The sequence below is a fragment of the Bacillus sp. IT-79MI2 genome, assembly GCF_949768135.1.
GTDB lineage: Bacteria > Bacillota > Bacilli > Bacillales > Bacillaceae_G > Bacillus_A > Bacillus_A pseudomycoides.
In genome coordinates, this window is record NZ_CATKPV010000058.1 from 1 (window position 1) to 19,789 (window position 19,789).

A 19,789-nucleotide genomic window follows, 5' to 3' on the forward strand; every position below is an offset into this window, starting at 1 on the left:
ATTATATTCGTCTCTTTTTTATATGAAGTGAAAAAATTTTTAGCAAGTGTATTACTGTTCATTGAGGCGAATGATTACGTTGGAATGGGATTGTGAAGTGTAAATAATGGAAATTGTTCCTTTGCTAATTGGCTCATAAGGTAGGTCTTCTTCGTATTTTCCAATATTTTTATTGTGAATGGATAATGTGATTTCATCGATTTTCTGATTTTTATATTGTTCTTTAATTTTTTTAGCAATCTGATTCAGGTCATGATGGGAAGCAGCTTCTGTAATAATCATTCCTTTGATAACTTTTTTTTCTTTAGATGAGGAAGAGGATAGAGGGACTGTATTTTGTTTTGCATATAGTAGCTCATATGGAGCTATATTGCTGTTTTCTGCTGCTTTTGATGTAGCAGTATATTCTAAAGTTAAAAAGAATGCTGAGCATAAAAATATACATGACATAAGGGAAATCCAAAAGCGTATTGACAATAAGACTTTCATTTTCATCCCTCTTTCATATCATTGTCTTCTTTATCTATCATACAAAATAAGCGTTAAGCTAGAGTAAATTTGAAGTAAAGAAACGTAAAGAAGGAAATCAAATATTTAAGATGAGATGAATAGCATCTAGTTATTTCTTACTGTGTATGTGTGTTAGATTTGGAATGGAGGAAGAGACAGCAGTTAGAAAAGTGAAAAAAGAAACAGGAATAGACATCGAACGAATTAAGCTTTGTGGCATTTCTCATGAAAGAGGAAAAGGAATAGATAATACATATTGATTAGGGGAATGGATTGGCGGAGAACTAAGGACGTGTGCTGAAAGTTTATAAATCGTATATTTTTAATATATTTATTTAATTACATCAGTGGGGCTTCATCCCCACTGATTATTTTTAGGGATATGCTATAAGCCCGCCCCTTTTTGTGCTAATGGAATTGAGATGATAAATGTTGTTCCATTTTCATTACTAGAAACTTTTAAAGTTCCATTGTGATTTTGAATGATTTTTCTTGTTACTGATAATCCGAGTCCAGTTCCTGCATCTTTTGTAGAGAAGAATGGATCAAATATATAGTCTTGAATCGCTGGAGGAATACCAGTTCCATTGTCTTGGAAAGTAATGCGAGCAAAATTATCCAAACGATGACTAGTGATTTGAATGGACAAAGATTTATCACTTTTTGCATCCACAGCATTTTGAAATAAGTTTAGGAAAACTTGAACGAGCTCATGTCGATCAATATTCACTAATATGTCTTCTAAATCGGAGGATAAATTATATTCAATAGAAATGTTATGCAAAAATACTTCACTAGCTAGTAGCTGTTGGATATATTCACGTAAAAAAGTATTAATGGGAAATGGTTCTCTTTTAAATTCGTGTGCTTTTGAAATAGATAAAAATTTAGTGATGATACTATTGGCACGATCTAATTCAGGAATGAGTAAATTTTGAAAAAGCTCTTTATTAGAAGGTGAAACACTTTCTTGTAAAAATTGTAAATAACCGCGTACTGTTGTAAGTGGATTACGAACTTCATGTGCAATTCCAGCTGCAATTCGACCCGCTAATGCAAGTTTTTCGGCATCACGTTCGGTATTTAAATAATGAAAGACACTAATCACACGGAAGATTTCTCCATTATAGTCACGGATAATTCGATTGTCAGAAATACCATAATTTGTATCTAACACCTCTTCGTTGTAAATCTCTTTTCCGCTCCTTAATGTTTCTAAAGCTTTAATTTTTTCTTCAGGTAAGTTTAATAGCTTTTGAATTGGTTGACCAATTATATCGTTTCGTGATATTCCCAAATCATCTGCTGCAGATTGATTGCATAATGTAATGATGCCTTTATTGTCAATAAAGGTGACATGATGCGAAAATGCATCAAAAATATGAACAAAGTGTTTTTCAAGTTGCTCAAATAGAAATAAGGAATCGCAAGTTAGTACAAAGTTTGATTCTATATCTTCTTTTGGTATGCGATTAATGTAATGAGAAGTCCCTTTTTTATGTAATTGTAAACCTAGTTGTGAATTTTCGTATGTAAAATGATGTGGTAATTGGTTCACCAACTGTTCATAAAACTGTACTTTCTTTTCTAATTCTTTTATTTGATTTTCATGAGATAAAGTAGTATCCTCTTGAATCATAAATAAATAACTCCTCAATTTAAAAATTCTTCCATCTAGTATATCATATTTTTATAAGGATGCTCTTGAAGAAGATTGAAACTTTGTTAATTAGGTGTGTACTGATTGATAAAAATAGGATAAGGAGGGATAAGGGTGATTTCTATTGGATTAACAGGATGGGGAGATCACGATTCTTTATATATGGATTCCTATGAAAATAGAAATAAATTGCGAACATATAGTGAGTATTTTCCTATTGTTGAAGTAGATAGTTCGTTTTATGCGATGCAACCAGTTCGGAATTATATGAAATGGGCCGGAGAAACACCAAAAGATTTTTCATTTGTTGTTAAAGCGTATCAAGGGATGACGGGACATATGCAGGGAGAGATTCCATTTTCCAATTTCGATGAGATGATTGAAATATTTAAACAATCGATTATTCCACTTCAAGAGGCAAATAAATTAAAGGCGATATTATTTCAATATCCACCTTGGTTTGATTGTCAGAAGAAAAATGTAGATTTACTTCGTTATACAAAAGAAAAAATGGAAGGATTACCGTGTGCCATAGAGTTTCGAAATCAAACATGGTTTAATCCAAATATGCATGATAAGACATTACAATTTTTAGAACAGGAAAAGTGGATTCATACGATTTGTGATGAACCACAAGCTGGAATTGGTTCTGTTCCACTTGTATTAGAAGCAACTCATCCTGAAATGGCACTGATACGCTTTCATGGTCGTAATATTCATGGATGGCTTGATAAAGGAGAAAATTGGCGAGCAGTTCGCTGCTTATATCGTTATAATAAACAAGAGCTAGAAGAATGGACAGAGCGATTACATACATTGCAGAAAAAGACAAAAAACATATATGTACTATTTAATAATAATTCAGGCGGGGATGCTGCTGATAATGCAAAACAACTCATGGAGATGATGCATATTACATACGGCGAACCAAAACCAGAACAACTCAATTTATTTGAATAAACGCAAAAAAAAGAAAAACACTGTACAAACAGGGGGAATGTACAGTGTTTTTCTATATGAAAAAGAGGGGTAACAATGTTACTGAGCGTTTGGTTGATTCATCAATTGTTGGCTTCATAATAAATGATAATGGTTATCATTATCGTTGTCAACGTTTTTTCGTAAATAAAATAAAAAACTTGATTTTTATGTGGAAATAGCCTGGTGTGGGTTTTGAATAAAGTTTGATTGTTATTAAAAAAATGCATCAAACTTTATGGTAAATATGCAGGTTTTTTTCTTTTCTTATTAAGCCAACATAGTGGAATAAATAAGTTAAACATATTGAAACGATTGCTAACAGTCGTTTCAAAGTGAGCCGTCCTATCGATTCACGATTCCTCAGTTATACATTGCCGCTAAAATTGGCATTAGTGTCATTCCTTTTGCGGTTAAAGAATATTCAACTTTTGAAGGGATTGAGGATATTCTTTCCTTTTCACGATGCCACTGCATTCTAATTCACTTAGTTGAGAACTTAACATTTTATTTTCCACTTCCCGCCGATAATGGACATTGTGTAATCAAAGGGACTTTGTTAGAAGCACCTAATGTGTATCCAGGCTATCAAGTACCTTTCGTAGATAAAATTCGTCATGAAGTAAATAGTAAGACGACAGCTGTTGGTTTAATTGAAAGTGGTAAACAAGCTGAAGAAATATTAAGGAATCAACGTGCAGACTTAATAGCAATCGGAAGGCCTTTATTAGTAAATCCATTTTGGAGCGTCAACGCATCGAAAAGTTTAAAAGTTGAAATAGATGGTCCTGGTGTATATAAGAAGTATTGGTACGCTTAATGTGTATTTAAAACAAAGCTTAAAGTTGTATGGTTTATAAAAAAGAACAGCGCTTAGCGCTGTTCTTTTTTATTTACATATTGTTGTAAATCAAATGGAGTTATTTCTTGAATAAACTCCCTTGAGATAAGTGATTGAACAAGAGTGCTTTCTGAGATTGTAGCACCTGTTTTCTTTTGATACGCTTGTTTTAATAAGCCGAGTTTTTCTGCTGTTTCTTTTGGTAATTCAATTGTTAGTGTGTTCATAATTTCTCCCCCTTATTACTAGAGTACCACTACAAAATAGGAGAAACAAGAAAAGAGAAAATGAAACATAAAAAAGGTTACCAAGTTTAAAGCTGGTAACCTTTTTTATGTATAAGAACTATGGTTGTTTTTTATGCAATACCAATATATTTTAAAGTTTTTGATGGGGTACTATGATCAAAGAAGTGTTGTAAAAATGCAATATCAACACCAGATTTATATGCACAATATCCCCAAGTTTTTCGAAGTGTATGTGAGCTAATCCCTTCTAAACCAACTTCTTTTGCAGCTTTGTTTAAAATATACCATGCATGCTGTCTTGTAATAGATTTTGTACCTTTTTGAGATTTTAATAATGGTTCATTTCGTTCCCATGTTTTACGTTCTCTCATATAATCTTCGATGGCCTGTTGTAGGTCTTCGTTTACAGCGAACCATTTATGTTTTTTTACTTTTTCATTGTAAAATAAAATGGAGTGACGAACATTTTCGTTTTCATCGATGACATCACCGACTTTTAATTGTAAAATCTCGCTTACTTTTAGACCGGAATTTACAGCTAATACGAATAATAAGCCATCGCGTTTCGAAGATTGTAAAAGTATATTTTTGATTTTTTCTAATTGTTTTTCGTTTTGAATAGGTTGTCCTGCTTGTTTCATTTCACGCACTCTCCTCTTTTATATGTGTAAAGGAAAGGATTAACTTGTTTACTACTATAAAGGGAGAGTGTGAATTTCATGTGAACTCCTCGTGAAATTAAGACAAATTATTTGACGTCTTTTATTTTTTGTAAATCAAAATAAAAGACGACACTATCATTGGTGTTATATACACCATATTTGGCATGGTGAAGTTCCAAAATGTTTTTTACGATTGATAAACCAAGTCCGGTTCCTCCAGTATGGCGGCTACGGGAAGCGTCTAGACGATAGAAGCGATCCCATATTTTTTGTAAACTTTCCTCTGGGATTGGATTACCGGTGTTCTCAATTTCCACTTTTACTTTTTCTTCATTTTCTATGACACGAATACGAATTTCTTTACCATCAGGTGTATAGCGAATTGCATTGCTGAGTAAATTCACAACAACTTGCTCAATGCGATTGCGATTTGCTTCAACATATATAGAGGGATTTGCATCGATTTCTACTTGTAATTGTTTTTCTTCCACACTAAATAATAGCTTCGTATACACTTGTTGGACAAGTTCACCAAGTGAAAAAGTATTCATTTCTAGTTTATACGTGCCAGATTCTAGTTTTGCTAATTCTAGCATTTCTACGATGAGTCGATTCATGTTTTCTGTTTCTTCTAAAATAACATCCGTATAGTATGTGTTATCTTTGCTGACGCCATCTTTAATACCTTCTGCAAAGCTTCTAATAACACTCAGTGGTGTTTTTAATTCATGAGATACGCCAGAAATAAATTCTTTTCTAGTTTTTTCTAATTGGCGTTCTCGTTCGATATCTTGCTGTAATTTTGTATTCGCAACGTTTAATCGATCTATTCGATCTTTTAAGTTTACTGATAATGTATTAATACTACTAGATAAACCGCCAATTTCGTCATCTACTGAAACGGGTAACTTTTCGGTGAAATCAAAATTAGCCATTTTTTTTGTGACTCGGTTCATTTTAATAAGCGGTTTAACAATGATTTTTGAATAATAAAAGGATAATAAAATAATGACGAGAAATACGACAATTAAGGCATAAACGTAATAATCTTTTAAAACGAGCATTGCTTCATTAACAGGCTGTAAGGAGGTCATCGTAAAAGCAAATTCTTTAATTTCACCTTTTTCGATAACTGGCTTTACAAAAATTTGACTTTTTCCATTCTCCTCTTCTCCGATTGTAAATGTTGTCAATTCATTTGAATTTGTTTTACCTAGCATTACAGATAGTTCCCAATGCTGAATTCCTCGTAATGTCTCTAAGTTATTTGCAAGACGAAGGTCGTTTTTGGAAGGAAGGTGTATTTTGGATACAATCCCTTGAAATGTATGGTCGCCAAGTCTTGTGTCTTTTGCATATCTATTTTTCTTAGCGTTTGTCCAATCAATATTGAATAATTTAAAGTCAGACATGATGTTATCATTTTGCCATGTATTATAACGAGTCGTAATCGTAACAGGTATAATTACATCTTTTTTTAAAATTCCTTCTATCTGAATAAAATCATCACTTTTTAACTGTAAATTCATAAACTTCGTATATTCATCGATTGTTAAAATATTGTTGAGTGGAATGGAATACGATTTATTTGATTTATCCACAATCTCAATATAGTAATTATTTTCATCTTTTATAATTCCATTTGGATCTAATAAAACGACGTCAGCGTTTGTTTTTTCGTGAAATTCTTGTTTGAGCTTTCTTATTTCCTCAAATGTTCTCCCACTCTTTTCATAACTTGATAAAAACTTTTCAAAGGCAGTTTGGACAGTTTGAACCTTCTTATTAATATAAAATGTTTCTAAAAACAATGATTGCCCAATGAAAAAAAGGAGGAAGGTAACAGTAAATAATGTTGATGTTAATAAAAATAGTTTAAAGACAATACTTCTTTTTTTCACTTCTTCACCTCATAAAAGAATATTCGCATAAATATTTTCTTTATTATAACAAACGATAAAAGAAAGTAGGGACCGAAAATCTTTTTCTATCTGGAGTTGTTTTTTATAAAAAGTCATATAAAGTAATTATTTAATTTAGAAAACAATAAAAAAGAACTCGCCAGACGTATGACAAGTTCTTTTGTACATTATGATTGAATTGCCGCGTCTAAAGCGATTTCAATCATTTCATTAAATGTAGTTTGACGCTCTTCAGATGTTGTTTCTTCTCCAGTAAAGATGTGATCACTTACTGTTAATACAGATAATGCATTTACACCGTACTTCGCTGCTAATGTATAAAGAGCAGTTGTTTCCATTTCTACAGCTAATACACCGTATTCACCAAGTTTTTTCACCATGTCCATGCTTTCACGATAGAATACATCTGCCGTTAATACATTACCAACACGAACGTGTAGTCCTTTTTCTGTTCCTGCATCATATGCTTTCTTTAAAAGATCAAAGTTTGCAGCTGGCGCAAAATCAAATCCAGGGAATGTTAAACGGTTCATGTTAGAGTCTGTGCAAGCCGTCATTGCGATAATTACGTCACGTACTTTTACATCTTTTTGAATCGCTCCACATGTACCTACGCGAATTAAATTTTTCACTCCATAGCTTTGGATTAATTCGTTAACATAAATAGAAATAGAAGGAACACCCATGCCTGTCCCTTGAACAGAGACACGTTTTCCTTTATAAGTTCCAGTGAATCCTAACATACCACGTACATTGTTATAGCAAGTTACATCCTCTAAAAATGTTTCTGCAATATATTTTGCACGTAGTGGATCGCCAGGTAGTAAAATAGATTCAGCAATTTCACCTTGTTTTGCTTCAATATGAACGCTCATAAAAATCCTCCTCGTTATGTATAGATATAAATTAACATCATCTGCATTATACACTAGGAATCCTGCCAATTAAAATCTTTTTCTTATTTGTAGTATATACAAAATACAACGTTTTCAATAGTTTGTTATTTATCCCGCATTAACGGGCAGTAAGACCCCCACTGATTAAAGTTTCACTTTATTACATAGCGGTTTTTTGTAAAAAAGAAATATATAAAAACAAGTTGAAAAACCGATATAAACCCTTTCTTTTTAGGTAGGAGAGAGCATTCGACCATGCATAGAAGCGGTCAGACCCTCTTCCTGCCCCATGCCAAGTGAAAACAAAGAGAGAAAATAAGTAGCGGTCACCTTTTATTCTTCATAGCAACTACTTATATGTTGGAAAATCAAACTGGACATATGTAGAAAGAAGATGTAGCGATGTTCTTTTTATAGGTGTAATAGTCAGAATTATGTTACAATTTATAAAAAAAGTATGGCAGGTGATTGTTTGAAAAATCTTGTCATTGGGCTAATTGCGTTACTATTTATTGTGGCTGGTGGATTTTACATGCAGAAGTATAAAGGAACGACAGAAACAGCAGGGGACATTCGAGAGGTAAAATGGGATATAAAAAATAGAAAGGGAAATGAAAAAATAGATATTACATTTCAACTGTTTAATAAAAATAACAACGAAATTCGTGGAGTTAATGATCGTATTAGAGCTATTATCGTGGACGAGCAGTTAAAGGGAATTCAGCGAATCACTCCTGCATTTGCTGGAAATGGTTCATATAAGCTATCCTCAGGCGAAACGAAAGATAAAGCATATACGATTTTCTTATATGAGGATCATGGTAAAACAGAACAGTTCTTTTCTAGGAAGAATTTTGGGGAAGAGGAAAAAGAGAAGAAACAAAAGAATTTAATAGAAGATACAGTGCTCACCAAAAAACTTGGTGATTACCAAATGTCGCTTTTATTTGGAGCGCTACATCCAAATGAAGCAGCTACATTGACATTTCAGCTGCAAATAAAAAAAGGAGAAAGTGTGAAATTTAATTCCAATACTGGAGAACAAGCGACGCTTTATATAATCGATGAAAAACGAGAACATTTTTTATATGCAGTCCCTGTAAATGAAGAAGAGCAATTGCAATATCGTATTACATTCCCAGAGGAAGGGACGTATAAAATATGGGGAACATTTTATATAAACGGAAAAAAGTATGAAAAAGAGTTTATACTCCAAGTTCAGAAACGAAAAAGCAGCTAGTGATACTAGCTGCTTTTTCGTTTTCCTATTAATTTTGTTACGGCAAGCATTGTAATTGGCAAGGAATGATTTTTCCGGAATGCTAAATATTTTCCACTCCACGCCGGTTTATATTTTTCTTTAAAATGCCGTAAACCACTAAAACTATATGTATAACGAACGTTATTGAAAATTGCTGCAGCGACGCGCTCAGACCAAAAGGACTGTGTGGATAAACCAACATTAGAGAGCGGGGCCATACCGATGTTAAAGGAATGATAACTATTTTCTTTTGCCCATTGGAATAAATGAATAAAGATTGCATCCATAATCCCACCAGGTGCATCTGGATAATAACGCATTAAATCGATAGAAAGTTCACCAGTTTGGTAAACAGGCATAAACGTTGTAAATGCAATGATTTTTCCCTCAGCATCAGATAAAGTTGCAATAGGGGCGCGACTTATATACTCACGATCAAAGTATCCAAGAGAAAAGCCTTTTTCTTTTTTTCCCCCAAGCCAAGCGTCTGAAACATTTTTAAATTCTTCATATAACTCGTCTGAAAATGGTGGTTGATGAATGGAAAAGGTATAACCTTCACGTTCAAAACGGTTAAAAGTTGCACGTAATCCAGCACGCTTTTTCCCTGATATAGTAAATGTATTTAAATCAACAACAGCTTCTTCACCAAGTTTAAAGAAGTTATAGCCAAAATCATGGTATAAACTCATCCATTTGCTTTCAATTTGATAGAAAACGCAAATATATCCAAATCGATCCGCTTCAGCTAAAAATTCTTGCAGTACGTTACGAAAAGAAGACGGATCCCCAATTGGATCGCCGAGTACAACAAGTCGTTTTCCTGTTGTTGAAAATAAAAGAAGTGCTTTTCCATCACTACTGAAGAAGAATTGTTTATCTCCTAAAAAACCTAAATGACTTAGTACATTTCCGCCATATTCATCTAAGAAGTTTTGCAGACGTTTATCGTTTGCTGATTGCTCAGGGAATACACTACGATAGCGATTCGCGATAAGAGAACCGATGAGTAAAAAGGTTGGAACAAAGAAAGCAGCTGCAAGTGCACTTCTCTTTACTTGTGTAATATTACGAACGACAAAATCTGGCTTGAAAGCTTCTTTTGCTCCTGCGAATAGGATGCCTAAGTTTTTATACAAGTATAATGTTAGTAGTGAAAATATAAATACTTTTACTACATCGGAAAGCGAAATTTCCATTTTTTCACGTACAAATCTTTTGCGAAGCATATATAATACGGCTAGCACGATTAGTAAAATAAAGGTTTCTTCAATATCGATTCCTTTCAGTGTATTAAAAATGGCTGCTCCAATTAAAGAAACAATAGTCATATAGTAGGAACGTTTTGTTCCATAATAAATACCTCTTGATAGAATAAGGAGCAGAATTCCAAATGTTAATGATAAGCTAAAAGAAAATTGAATAAGATGTTTTGGAGCTAAAATGTGTAATGCGTGAGAACGATTTATACTCGTCGGTAAAATGGTCGATAAGATGACCATTAGGCCGGTAAAGACTGTTAAAGCAGCTGATGCCCATGGACCTAGCTTTCCTAAAAAATCACGTTGTAATGTCCAAATGACACCTGTTGTTTCTAAGGCAGGTGCAATAAATGGTTTATCTTCAATCTTTTTTAGGGCAGCTCCGGTCATTTCAAAAGCGGCAAAAATTAACCCCAGACAAAATGGTAAAATATAGTATACGAGGCGGTATAATAACATGGCAGGTAATAATACGCCTGTATCGATACCGTATTGTCCTAATCCAGTTAAAAAGACAAGGTCAAAGGAACCAAGACCACCGGGTACAAGACTAACAACCCCTGCTAATGCTGCAATAACATAAACCCCTAAAAATTTCCGGAAATCGATGTCAATTCCAAATAATATTAAAATAACATACATGACGATGCCGGCAGAAAGCCATTCCACTAATGAAACAAGTGAATATAGAACGGTTGGGTTCTTCTCTTTGGTTTCTTCTTGTCCTTCTATGTATTGCTTTTTTCGATTTTTAATTTTGGAAAATCCAATATATAGCGGTACAAAAAGAGCAAAAAAGATGAGGACAGGCCATAGCCAAGGTTTTTCATGTAAAATAAAACTTGTATCTAGTATTCCTATAAGACCGAGGAATGAGAGAAGGGATAATCCATTTATAAAAGCAGTTGTCATCCAAGCGATGCTTTTGATAAGTTTACCATTCTCTTTTACGTGGGGCCGATATAACATTGTCCGTATACCTGCTCCAACAAGTCCACCAAAACCGATAAATCCATTTAAGGTGTTAGCAATCCAAGAAACACGGAAAATCTTTTGGACAGGTACATCTGCTTTTAAATAGCGAAGCATAACAAAGTCATAAAAGAACATTGTTGAAACAGCAAACGCACCGAGCGTAATAGCTAAAAAGACTCCTCCAGTCGGAATGTTTTTAATTGTTTCAATTGCTTCTCGAAATGAAATACCTGACAATTCTTTCCGAGCTTGAAAGAATACAATGGTCAAGACAACAAATGGGAAAATAATTTTTCCAATTTGTAAGAAACGTTTCCACGAAAACGACATAAATACAACTCTCCTTGCATAAGAAAACTGAGACAATATTCTTATTATGACAAACTTCATGAAAAATAAAAAGGTAAATTGCAGGATATAAAAACTATTTTTTATATAAATATAGAAATATTATAGATTTTTTGATAAGAATTAATAATAAATTAAAATTTTATTTATTCAGAAAACTGAGTTAAAATAGAACGAAATAAGGAAGAGAGGGAAAGCGGATGGTTATAGTAGGTTACGCAGGCCATGAGCTAGAAAAAGCACAACCTAATACATCAGAAGATTTCTTTAATCGATCCGAAGTAACTTATATTTTGGGTGAACAAGAAAAAACATTTTCTGTATTATATGTCCGTTATTTTGAAGAAATTTTACAAGAAATTACTCCGTTTGAAGGAAATCCAGTTTTTAAAATAGAAGAACAAGACATATATTTACGAGATATTGTTGCTCTAGCTTGTTTTATTAAAAATAAAGAATTTCGTGGGCAAAAGCGTGTATATATTAACAGGATAGAAGATTTTCAAAAATATTTTGATGATAAAACAGTGGTAAAAGTACAAGACATAATGGCTGAGTTACATAAAAATAAAAAGGTAGAAATAGCGTAAAATGGAAAAGGAGAGAAAAGGATATGTCTAACTCAATGGTTGAAAATCAAACGCATCAAGTTTCTGAATTTTTAGAAGAAGTGATTACTTTAATGACTGATTTTGTTAATTATCATACATTACCTTCTTTATTAGAAGAGTCACCAGAAGGGAATAAACATTATTATGAAGGTTTATTATCATCATTAAGACGACTCCTTGTATTTTGTGAAGAAGGCTTGGATGCGTGCCTTGTTTTATTGAGTAGTCAACCATTTCGAAAAACGGCTGCTGAGAGAACATTATATAAGATCTATCATCAAGTAATTGCTGAATTCTTTTCGCCAAAAAGTGATCAGTGGTATGAAAATAGTCGCTCGGCATATACAGGGAAAAATTCCATTGCTTTTCAACAAATACCGCCTAGCTCAATTGAAAAAGTAATGCAAGAATTAGAAGGGAAGTTTCAAACAATGCGTGAGGAGCTGGAATATTACGAAACGGACTATCAAACAAAGATGTTACACAAGTATTAATAAAACCATTTTCTTTAGGTGTGAGAGGGGATCCGGCCATGGATAGAAGTGGTCAGATCCTTTTTCAGCCCCATGCGAAGTGAGAACAAAAGGAGAAAGTAAGTAGGGGTTCCTTTTTATTTTCATAGCCGCGACTTATATGTTGGGGAATTAAAATGAATGTATATAATAAGATGAGGGAATTACTGTCTTTGATTGTAGGGATAAATAGCTCTAGTATATGTTTTATATAAGTATTAGAGAATACTCAAAGAAGCTAGAGAAAGACTAGCTTCTTTTGCTGTTTTGTACGGTATATACGATGCGGGCGCTGAATATAGTTAAAGTGGATAGCATAGAGGAGGTGTCGTATGAATCAGCAAGGTGTATTTACGGATTATTTTCATGAAGTAGAAAATTGGTGTGAAAGCGTTCTTCACGTATTAGATAGTCGTGCAACTGAAGTTTATGACGTCCATATGCTTGCTTATAAAATTCAAATGCTATTAGACCGTATGAAAGAAAATGAGTATGAAACAGATGCTGAATTCCTGTATGAGATAAGTGATGATGTGGAACACATTCAGAATCATTTACAAGAAGTATTTATGCAAGAAAATGAGCAATATGAGTTATATGAAAGAACGTATACTGAGCGATCTGTTCCAATTGGGGGTCACACGCTTCCTCCGTTACCCTATCCATATAATGCGCTGGAACCATATATTTCTCGAGAGATTATGATGCTACATCATGATAAACATCATCGGAGTTATGTGGAAGGGCTGAATAAAGCAGAAAAAATGATGGAAGAAGCAAGGAAAACAAATAAGTTTGATTTAATCAAGCATTGGGAAAGAGAAGCGGCTTTTCACGGTTCAGGTCATTATTTGCACACGATATTTTGGAATAACATGAAAAAAGATGGAGGGGGAAGTCCAAGAGGTGCATTATCTCGAGAAATCGAGAAAGATTTTGGGGGTTTTTTACGTTTTCAAAAGCATTTTACAGAAGCTGCATCGAAGGTAGAAGGATCTGGCTGGGCTATTCTTGTGTGGGTACCTCGTTCGGGAAGATTAGAAATTTTACAAAGTACCCTTCATCAATTATTCACACAGTGGGATACGATACCGTTACTTGTGCTTGATGTATGGGAACATGCATATTATTTGCAATACCAAAATCGGAAAGATGAGTACATTAAAAATTGGTGGAATGTTGTAAATTGGTCCGATGTGGAAAAGCGATTTGAAAGTGCGAAACAGCTTGAGTGGACACCGTATTAGACGCATATTTGTGCGTCTTTTTTGCTGGTATAGAAAAGAATATTTCGTTCATATTTTAAGGGGCCAAGCATACACTTGTACAAAAAGTGCCAAAAGGACGTGGGGAAATATGAGACGAACTTGGATTGTCATTGCACTTATTATAATGTGTGCAAGTGTTATACCGATTCATACATATGCACAAATGAATGATGTAAGCGCCCATAATGCCATATTGATGGAAGAACATTCAGGACGTGTGTTATATGGAAAGTTAGAACATGAATCACAAAAAATTGCTAGCATCACGAAAATTATGACTGCCTTACTCGCTGCCGAATCAGGGAAAATGAAAGAAGCTGTACCTATTAGCGATAAGGCTGTTCGAGTAGAGGGGTCGGCAATTTATTTACAACCTGGAAAAAAAGTACCGCTAGAGGATTTAGTTTATGGTTTAATGCTTCGTTCCGGTAATGATGCAGCACAAGCAATTGCTGAAAATGTTGGGGGAAGCATAGAGGGGTTTGTTTATTTGATGAACGAAAAGGCGAAACAAATAGGAATGAAAGATACACATTTTTCAAATCCACATGGTCTAGATGGGGATGGAACGCACTATTCGTCTGCATATGATATGGCACTTTTAACACGTTATGCAATGGGAAATGAAACGTTTCGAAAAATTTTCGGAACAAAAACATATCAATCGAAAATGTGGGATTATCCATGGAAAAACAAGCATAAACTTGTAACTTCTTATTATGAATTTGCAACAGGAGGCAAGACGGGATTTACAAAAAAAGCAGGGCGTACACTTGTTACAACAGCTTCGAAAGATGGATTAGATTTAATTGTAGTAACACTTAATGCGTCTAATGATTGGGACGACCATATGTATTTGTTTGATCAAGGGTTTAAGCAATATGAGTTAACGAAGGTTCTAGGGCAAGGAGCGCTCTCTGGCCTGCAGGAAAAGAAGTATACAAATCATGTTTATATAAAAAATGATTTCGCTATACCGCTAACGAAAGATGAGAAGAAACAGGTTATGCTAAAGGTTGAACTTGATAGGAGTGCAAAATTAGTAGATGGAGAGAAAGTCGGTAAGACAATAGTTTATATTAATGAAGAAAAAGTAGGGGAACGTAATTTGTTTTATAGTAAGCGAAAGTTGGTTGCTACAACTGGAGTATATTGGAATGATGTGATAGAAATCTTCTCTCATATGTTAGGTGTTGGAACAGATGGTTAACCTCGTATGGGTGGCGATGGCGGTTATTGGGATTGTATATGCGATGATAAACGGAACGATGGAGGAAGTGAATAAAGCAGTCTTTGAAGGGTCAAAAGATGCAGTAACCATTTGTATTGGGCTGATTAGTGTTTTAGTCTTTTGGCTAGGGTTAATGAAGATTGCTGAAGAAGCGGGCTTATTAAAGAAATTAGTCTCATTTTTTATGCCAGTTGTAAAAAGATTGTTTCCAGAAGTACCAAAGGATCATCCTTCGATGGGATTTATTTTGTCAAATATGATGGCAAACTTTTTTGGGTTAGGAAATGCAGCGACGCCACTTGGTATTAAAGCGATGGAACAACTTAAGGAACTGAATGGAGGAAAGGATTCAGCAAGTCGTTCTATGGTGACATTTTTAGCTTTGAATACATCCGCAATTACATTGATACCGACTACTGTGATTTCAATCCGAATGACGTATGAATCGGCGAATCCGACTGAAATTGTTGGTGTCACGTTTATTGCACAAGTACTATCGATGATTGGGGCTATTTGGATTGACCGCTATTTTTACCGCAGACGGAGTAGAAAGGGGCGGAAAAAATGAGTATTGTTAATACAATTTCATTATGGGTGATACCTTGTGTGATTGGTTTTATTCTATTATATGGCACGATAAAAAAAGTTCCAACGTACGAATCATTTGTAGAAGGTGGGAAAGAAGGAATCCAAATTGCTATTTCTATTTTACCATTTATGGTGGGGATGCTCGTATCCATTTCTATTTTCAGGGCATCTGGGGCTTTAGATGCCATGATTTCTGTAATGAAGCCAATGTTGGATATGATTCACGTGCCAGCAGAAATTGTACCACTTGCGCTCATACGCCCCATTTCTGGTTCGGCAGGATTAAGTATTACTACAGATTTAATTGCTACATATGGACCAGATTCATTTATTGGTAGGCTCGCTTCTACAATGCAAGGAAGTACAGATACAACGTTTTATATTTTAACAGTGTACTTTGGAGCTGTTGGTATTCGTAGAATGGGTGATGCTTTAAAGGTAGGGTTGTTTGCAGATTTAATTGGGATTATTTGTTCTATTGTGTTTGTTTCTTTATTGTTTCAGTAATCGGTATTCATTTTTTGAGTCAATTCGCTTATAATACGTATACGACCACTATTAAGGGTAGGCTTAATAGTGGTTTTTTTGTGGAATATTTTTGACAAAATAATGAACTTTTGTTGTGAACAACTATATGAGGGTAAACAATAATAAAGAATTGAAACCGAATTCGGCCTTTATAAGTTTAGAAACATAGCTATGTTGTTTACGATATGTTAGGCTGGCTGCTATATGTTCTGGCGGTTGCCAACTCCTTCTAATGAAGGTAAGATAAATTTGAGGTGAATAGTGGAAATGGAACGATTACAAAAAGTGATTGCGCAAGCAGGAATTGCATCAAGAAGAAAAGCTGAAGAACTTATTCAGCAAGGAAAAGTTAAAGTTAACGGTAAAGTAGTGACTGAGTTAGGGACGAAGGTAACTCCTCAAGATAAAGTAGAAGTAAATAATATCCCTCTTGAAAAAGAAGAACCAATTTATTTCTTACTATATAAACCAACTGGCGTAATTTCGAGCGTATCAGATGACAAAGGAAGAAAAGTTGTTACAGACTTTTTCCCTGAAATCAGACAGCGCCTATTCCCAATTGGTCGTTTAGACTATGATACGTCTGGCGTACTCCTTATGACAAACGATGGTGATTTTGCAAACATATTGATGCATCCAAAATATAAAGTTGAGAAAACATATGTTGCAAAAGTAAAAGGCCCATTAACAGGAGAGAAAATTCGCATGTTAGAAAAAGGTGTTGTATTAGAAGATGGAAAGACAGCACCAGCACGTGTGAAAATCCTTTCTTGGGATAAGCGTAAAGAGATGGCTATTGTACAATTAACGATCCATGAAGGACGTAATCGTCAAGTTCGTCGTATGTTTGAAGCGCTTGGCTGTAAAGTAATGAAATTAAAACGTGAACGTTATGCTTTCTTAGAAGCAGGAAGTCTACGCCCTGGTGATGCAAGAGAGTTATCACCTCATGAAGTAAAACAATTACGTGCGCTTGCTTCTACAAAACCGAGATAAGTGGTAAAGTGAAACTTCCATCCGTGGGGGGATTTTATCCCCTATGGATGATTAGTTGAACCGATCGTTTTGGTGAGTGATTATGGAGGCATATATATTAAAATAAACAAATGCTTGAAGTAAAGGACAAGTTAGTAGTTACAGAAATTTTTTACATATAAATTCATCAAAGAGAGGGGAGAGAGTATGAAGAAGAATCGCTTACTATTTCGCATTCTCATTTTGCTTATTTTAAGCGTGGCAGTAGGATTCACACTTTATCAAGGTTTTTTTGTTGATAAGGAAAAAATGCAAATCGGGAAAAAAGCACCTAACTTTGTTGTTTCAGATTTAGAAGGAAAAAAAATCGAGCTAAATGACCTGAAAGGAAAAGGTGTATTTTTAAATTTTTGGGGAACGTGGTGCAAACCATGTGAAAAAGAGATGCCTTATATGAATGAATTATATCCTAAATATAAAGAAAAAGGCGTTGAAATCATCGCATTAGATGCAGATGAAACGAATATTGCGGTGAAAAATTTTGTGAATCAATATGGATTAAAGTTCCCTGTTGCAATTGATAAAGGGCAAGAAATAATTGGTACATATGGCGTTGGTCCACTGCCAACAACATTTTTAATTGATAAAGAAGGAAATGTAATCGAGAAAATTACTGGTACACAAACAAAGGAACAAATGGAGGAATATTTAAAGAAAATTACTCCTTAGTAAAGAAAGCCTTTACATAACGAATAGTAAAAGAGTTTGATAGATGAAGGTGCTTTGCTTCGTCTTAGTACCTCTCTTGAAAATTCTGAGTATTGCGGTAACTTACACTTGGAAGATACAATGATAAATAGAAACAAGAGGCGGTGAGAATATTGGAACAGATAAAGTGTGAATGTGGACATGTAAATCCAATAGGCACAATTTTTTGTGAAGCTTGCGGGAAACCTTTTGAAAACAAGGAAGATACGAGGTTATTAGATATGCGATATGAGGGGAGTGCCCGGCGCTCTCTTACTCATACGAGAACGATAGTAGATAAAGTGTGGAGTTTTTTTTCTTCCGTAAAGGTGGGGATATGGCTCATTGTTATCACTCTATTAACATCAGCAGTTGGAACCATATTTCCGCAAGAAATGTATATACCTCCAGGTGTTACACCAAGTGAATATTATGAACAGGAATATGGTTTTCTTGGACAACTATATTACCAATTGGGTTTTAATAAATTATATAGCTCATGGTGGTATATAATTTTAATTGCGTCGATTGGTGTGTCACTTGTGATATGTAGTTTAGATCGTGTAATTCCGCTTTATAAAGCTTTAAAAAAGCAGGGTGTAAAAAGACACCCAAGTTTTTTAAAGAGACAACGATTGTATGGGACAGGCTCTCCGAAAGAGGGGGATCTAGAACAGATTCAAGCCAATTTAAAGAAAAAAAATTACAATGTAAGAGTCGAAGGCGAAAATATTTTAGCGGAAAAAGGAAGATTCTCTCGCTGGGGTCCATATGTGAATCATATCGGTCTTATCATTTTTCTATTCGGAGCAATGCTACGTTTTCTTCCAAGTATGTATGTGGATGAAGCGCTGTGGCTACGTGATGGGGAAACAAAAGAGATCCCAGGAACTGATGGGAAATATTATTTGAAGAACGAGAAATTTATAAAAGAAGTTTATGACAAGAGCAAAGATGATAAAGTATTTAATGATGCGATTGAGCGTGTAGGCGACAAAATGATCGCTAAAAATTACCAAACGAATGCTGTGTTGTATAAAGCTGTAGGCGAAAATTTAGCTGGACAAAAACCAAAGTTAGAAAAGGTAAAGGAATCTAAAATTAAGGTGAATGAACCGTTAAAATTTGATCAGTTTGCTCTATATCAACTAGATTTTAAAGAAAATGAATTTGGTAGTATGTCTTTTTCTTTACAGAAAAAAGACAATCAGCAAAAATGGAACCCCATTAAAGTTAACTTGGAAAATCCAAAAGAAACATACGATTTAGGAGATGGGTATTCTATAAAATTATTAAGTTATTTTCCTGATTTTTATTTTGATGAGAATGGTCAGCCGAATACAAAAACAAAGATTCCAAATAACCCAGCTTTTGTTTTTAAAATGTTTACACCAGAGACGCCAGAAGGGGAAGTGAGTTTTGTAGGTATACAACAAAACATAGAACCTGAAGGAAACAATCAATATAAAATGACCTTTGCAGGAGTAGAAATGCGAAATGCAACAGGGCTTATTGTAAGAAAAGATTTGACACTGTGGATTCTTGGAATCGGAGGATTTATTTTCATGGTTGGTGTGATTCAAGGGATGTATTGGAATCATCGTCGTATCTGGATACAACGTGTTAAAGATGAATGGTGGATTGCTGGCCATACAAATAAAAACTGGTTTGGTTTGCGGAAAGATATTGAGAAAGTACTTGAAGGAACAACAATTCCACAGCCATATGACAAAGTGAATGATCAAAAAAATAGTTAAGGCGGGGAG

At 34.4% G+C, this 19,789-nt stretch carries 21 protein-coding genes; 13 read left to right on the forward strand and 8 right to left on the reverse strand.

Annotated features, from left to right (window positions below; genetic code table 11):
- Nucleotides 1-51: 51 nt before the first annotated feature.
- On the reverse strand, nt 52-489 hold the full coding sequence (locus ACM6HU_RS12375; RefSeq protein WP_016114045.1) for a hypothetical protein: 438 nt from the start codon (nt 487-489) through the stop codon (nt 52-54).
- A 146-nt stretch (nt 490-635) separates the two neighbouring features.
- Here ACM6HU_RS12375 and ACM6HU_RS12380 point away from each other — a divergent pair, with 146 nt between their 5' ends.
- Entirely contained in the window at nt 636-770 is a 135-nt protein-coding gene (locus ACM6HU_RS12380; protein ID WP_267864839.1) for a hypothetical protein, read from the forward strand.
- Nucleotides 771-895: 125 nt separating this feature from the next.
- Here the strand turns inward: ACM6HU_RS12380 and ACM6HU_RS12385 are convergent, their stop codons facing one another.
- Nucleotides 896-2,149, reverse strand: coding sequence for an ATP-binding protein (locus ACM6HU_RS12385; RefSeq protein WP_016114046.1), 1,254 nt, complete (start codon nt 2,147-2,149; stop codon nt 896-898).
- A gap of 135 nt (nt 2,150-2,284) precedes the next feature.
- Here ACM6HU_RS12385 and ACM6HU_RS12390 point away from each other — a divergent pair, with 135 nt between their 5' ends.
- Nucleotides 2,285-3,130 carry a DUF72 domain-containing protein gene (locus ACM6HU_RS12390; RefSeq protein ID WP_077294454.1) on the forward strand — a complete coding sequence of 282 codons (846 nt, stop codon included), beginning with the start codon at nt 2,285-2,287 and terminating at the stop codon, nt 3,128-3,130.
- A 431-nt stretch (nt 3,131-3,561) separates the two neighbouring features.
- Here the strand turns inward: ACM6HU_RS12390 and ACM6HU_RS12395 are convergent, their stop codons facing one another.
- Nucleotides 3,562-3,654 (reverse strand): hypothetical protein, encoded by a 93-nt coding sequence (locus tag ACM6HU_RS12395; RefSeq protein ID WP_368494513.1) that lies wholly within the window; start codon nt 3,652-3,654, stop codon nt 3,562-3,564.
- A 50-nt stretch (nt 3,655-3,704) separates the two neighbouring features.
- Between ACM6HU_RS12395 and ACM6HU_RS12400 the strand changes: the two genes are divergently transcribed.
- A complete protein-coding gene (locus ACM6HU_RS12400; RefSeq protein WP_229161504.1) occupies nt 3,705-3,968 on the forward strand; it encodes a hypothetical protein in 264 nt (87 codons plus the stop codon).
- 53 nt (nt 3,969-4,021) lie between these two features.
- On the opposite strand, the gene ACM6HU_RS12405 is transcribed toward ACM6HU_RS12400, so the two are convergent.
- From ACM6HU_RS12405 to deoD, 4 genes are all read right to left on the reverse strand, one after another.
- Nucleotides 4,022-4,216, reverse strand: coding sequence for a DUF3924 family protein (locus ACM6HU_RS12405; RefSeq protein WP_016114049.1), 195 nt, complete (start codon nt 4,214-4,216; stop codon nt 4,022-4,024).
- 131 nt (nt 4,217-4,347) lie between these two features.
- Nucleotides 4,348-4,878 carry a tyrosine-type recombinase/integrase gene (locus ACM6HU_RS12410; protein ID WP_077294451.1) on the reverse strand — a complete coding sequence of 177 codons (531 nt, stop codon included), beginning with the start codon at nt 4,876-4,878 and terminating at the stop codon, nt 4,348-4,350.
- 107 nt (nt 4,879-4,985) lie between these two features.
- Nucleotides 4,986-6,800 (reverse strand): sensor histidine kinase, encoded by a 1,815-nt coding sequence (locus ACM6HU_RS12415; protein WP_077294448.1) that lies wholly within the window; start codon nt 6,798-6,800, stop codon nt 4,986-4,988.
- A 188-nt stretch (nt 6,801-6,988) separates the two neighbouring features.
- A complete protein-coding gene (gene deoD, locus ACM6HU_RS12420) occupies nt 6,989-7,696 on the reverse strand; it encodes a purine-nucleoside phosphorylase (RefSeq protein ID WP_077294445.1) in 708 nt (235 codons plus the stop codon).
- A 478-nt stretch (nt 7,697-8,174) separates the two neighbouring features.
- Between deoD and ACM6HU_RS12425 the strand changes: the two genes are divergently transcribed.
- Nucleotides 8,175-8,957 (forward strand): hypothetical protein, encoded by a 783-nt coding sequence (locus tag ACM6HU_RS12425; RefSeq protein ID WP_033671032.1) that lies wholly within the window; start codon nt 8,175-8,177, stop codon nt 8,955-8,957.
- Between the two features lie 5 nt (nt 8,958-8,962).
- Here ACM6HU_RS12425 and mprF read toward each other — a convergent pair whose 3' ends face one another.
- Nucleotides 8,963-11,545 (reverse strand): bifunctional lysylphosphatidylglycerol flippase/synthetase MprF, encoded by a 2,583-nt coding sequence (gene mprF, locus ACM6HU_RS12430; protein WP_016132639.1) that lies wholly within the window; start codon nt 11,543-11,545, stop codon nt 8,963-8,965.
- A 218-nt stretch (nt 11,546-11,763) separates the two neighbouring features.
- Between mprF and ACM6HU_RS12435 the strand changes: the two genes are divergently transcribed.
- From ACM6HU_RS12435 to ACM6HU_RS12475, 9 genes are all read left to right on the forward strand, one after another.
- Entirely contained in the window at nt 11,764-12,153 is a 390-nt protein-coding gene (locus ACM6HU_RS12435) for a hypothetical protein (RefSeq protein ID WP_016132640.1), read from the forward strand.
- Nucleotides 12,154-12,176: 23 nt separating this feature from the next.
- Complete coding sequence (locus ACM6HU_RS12440) at nt 12,177-12,668, forward strand: DUF3907 family protein (protein WP_016114056.1); 492 nt, start codon at nt 12,177-12,179, stop codon at nt 12,666-12,668.
- Nucleotides 12,669-13,018: 350 nt separating this feature from the next.
- Nucleotides 13,019-13,933: a superoxide dismutase gene (locus ACM6HU_RS12445; RefSeq protein ID WP_003206588.1), complete on the forward strand. Its 915-nt coding sequence runs from the start codon at nt 13,019-13,021 to the stop codon at nt 13,931-13,933.
- Between the two features lie 109 nt (nt 13,934-14,042).
- Nucleotides 14,043-15,164: a D-alanyl-D-alanine carboxypeptidase family protein gene (locus tag ACM6HU_RS12450; RefSeq protein WP_016114057.1), complete on the forward strand. Its 1,122-nt coding sequence runs from the start codon at nt 14,043-14,045 to the stop codon at nt 15,162-15,164.
- Nucleotides 15,157-15,753, forward strand: coding sequence for a spore maturation protein SpmA (gene spmA, locus ACM6HU_RS12455; protein WP_016114058.1), 597 nt, complete (start codon nt 15,157-15,159; stop codon nt 15,751-15,753). The genes ACM6HU_RS12450 and spmA overlap by 8 nt, the downstream gene beginning before the upstream one ends.
- Entirely contained in the window at nt 15,750-16,280 is a 531-nt protein-coding gene (gene spmB, locus ACM6HU_RS12460; protein ID WP_016114059.1) for a spore maturation protein SpmB, read from the forward strand. The genes spmA and spmB overlap by 4 nt, the downstream gene beginning before the upstream one ends.
- Nucleotides 16,281-16,568: 288 nt before the next feature.
- Nucleotides 16,569-17,297, forward strand: a complete 729-nt coding sequence (gene rluB, locus ACM6HU_RS12465) for a 23S rRNA pseudouridine(2605) synthase RluB (RefSeq protein WP_016114060.1) — start codon at nt 16,569-16,571, stop codon at nt 17,295-17,297.
- Between the two features lie 186 nt (nt 17,298-17,483).
- Nucleotides 17,484-18,005: a thiol-disulfide oxidoreductase ResA gene (gene resA, locus ACM6HU_RS12470; protein ID WP_016114061.1), complete on the forward strand. Its 522-nt coding sequence runs from the start codon at nt 17,484-17,486 to the stop codon at nt 18,003-18,005.
- A gap of 149 nt (nt 18,006-18,154) precedes the next feature.
- Nucleotides 18,155-19,780, forward strand: coding sequence for a cytochrome c biogenesis protein ResB (locus ACM6HU_RS12475; protein ID WP_033671058.1), 1,626 nt, complete (start codon nt 18,155-18,157; stop codon nt 19,778-19,780).
- Nucleotides 19,781-19,789 lie beyond the last annotated feature (9 nt).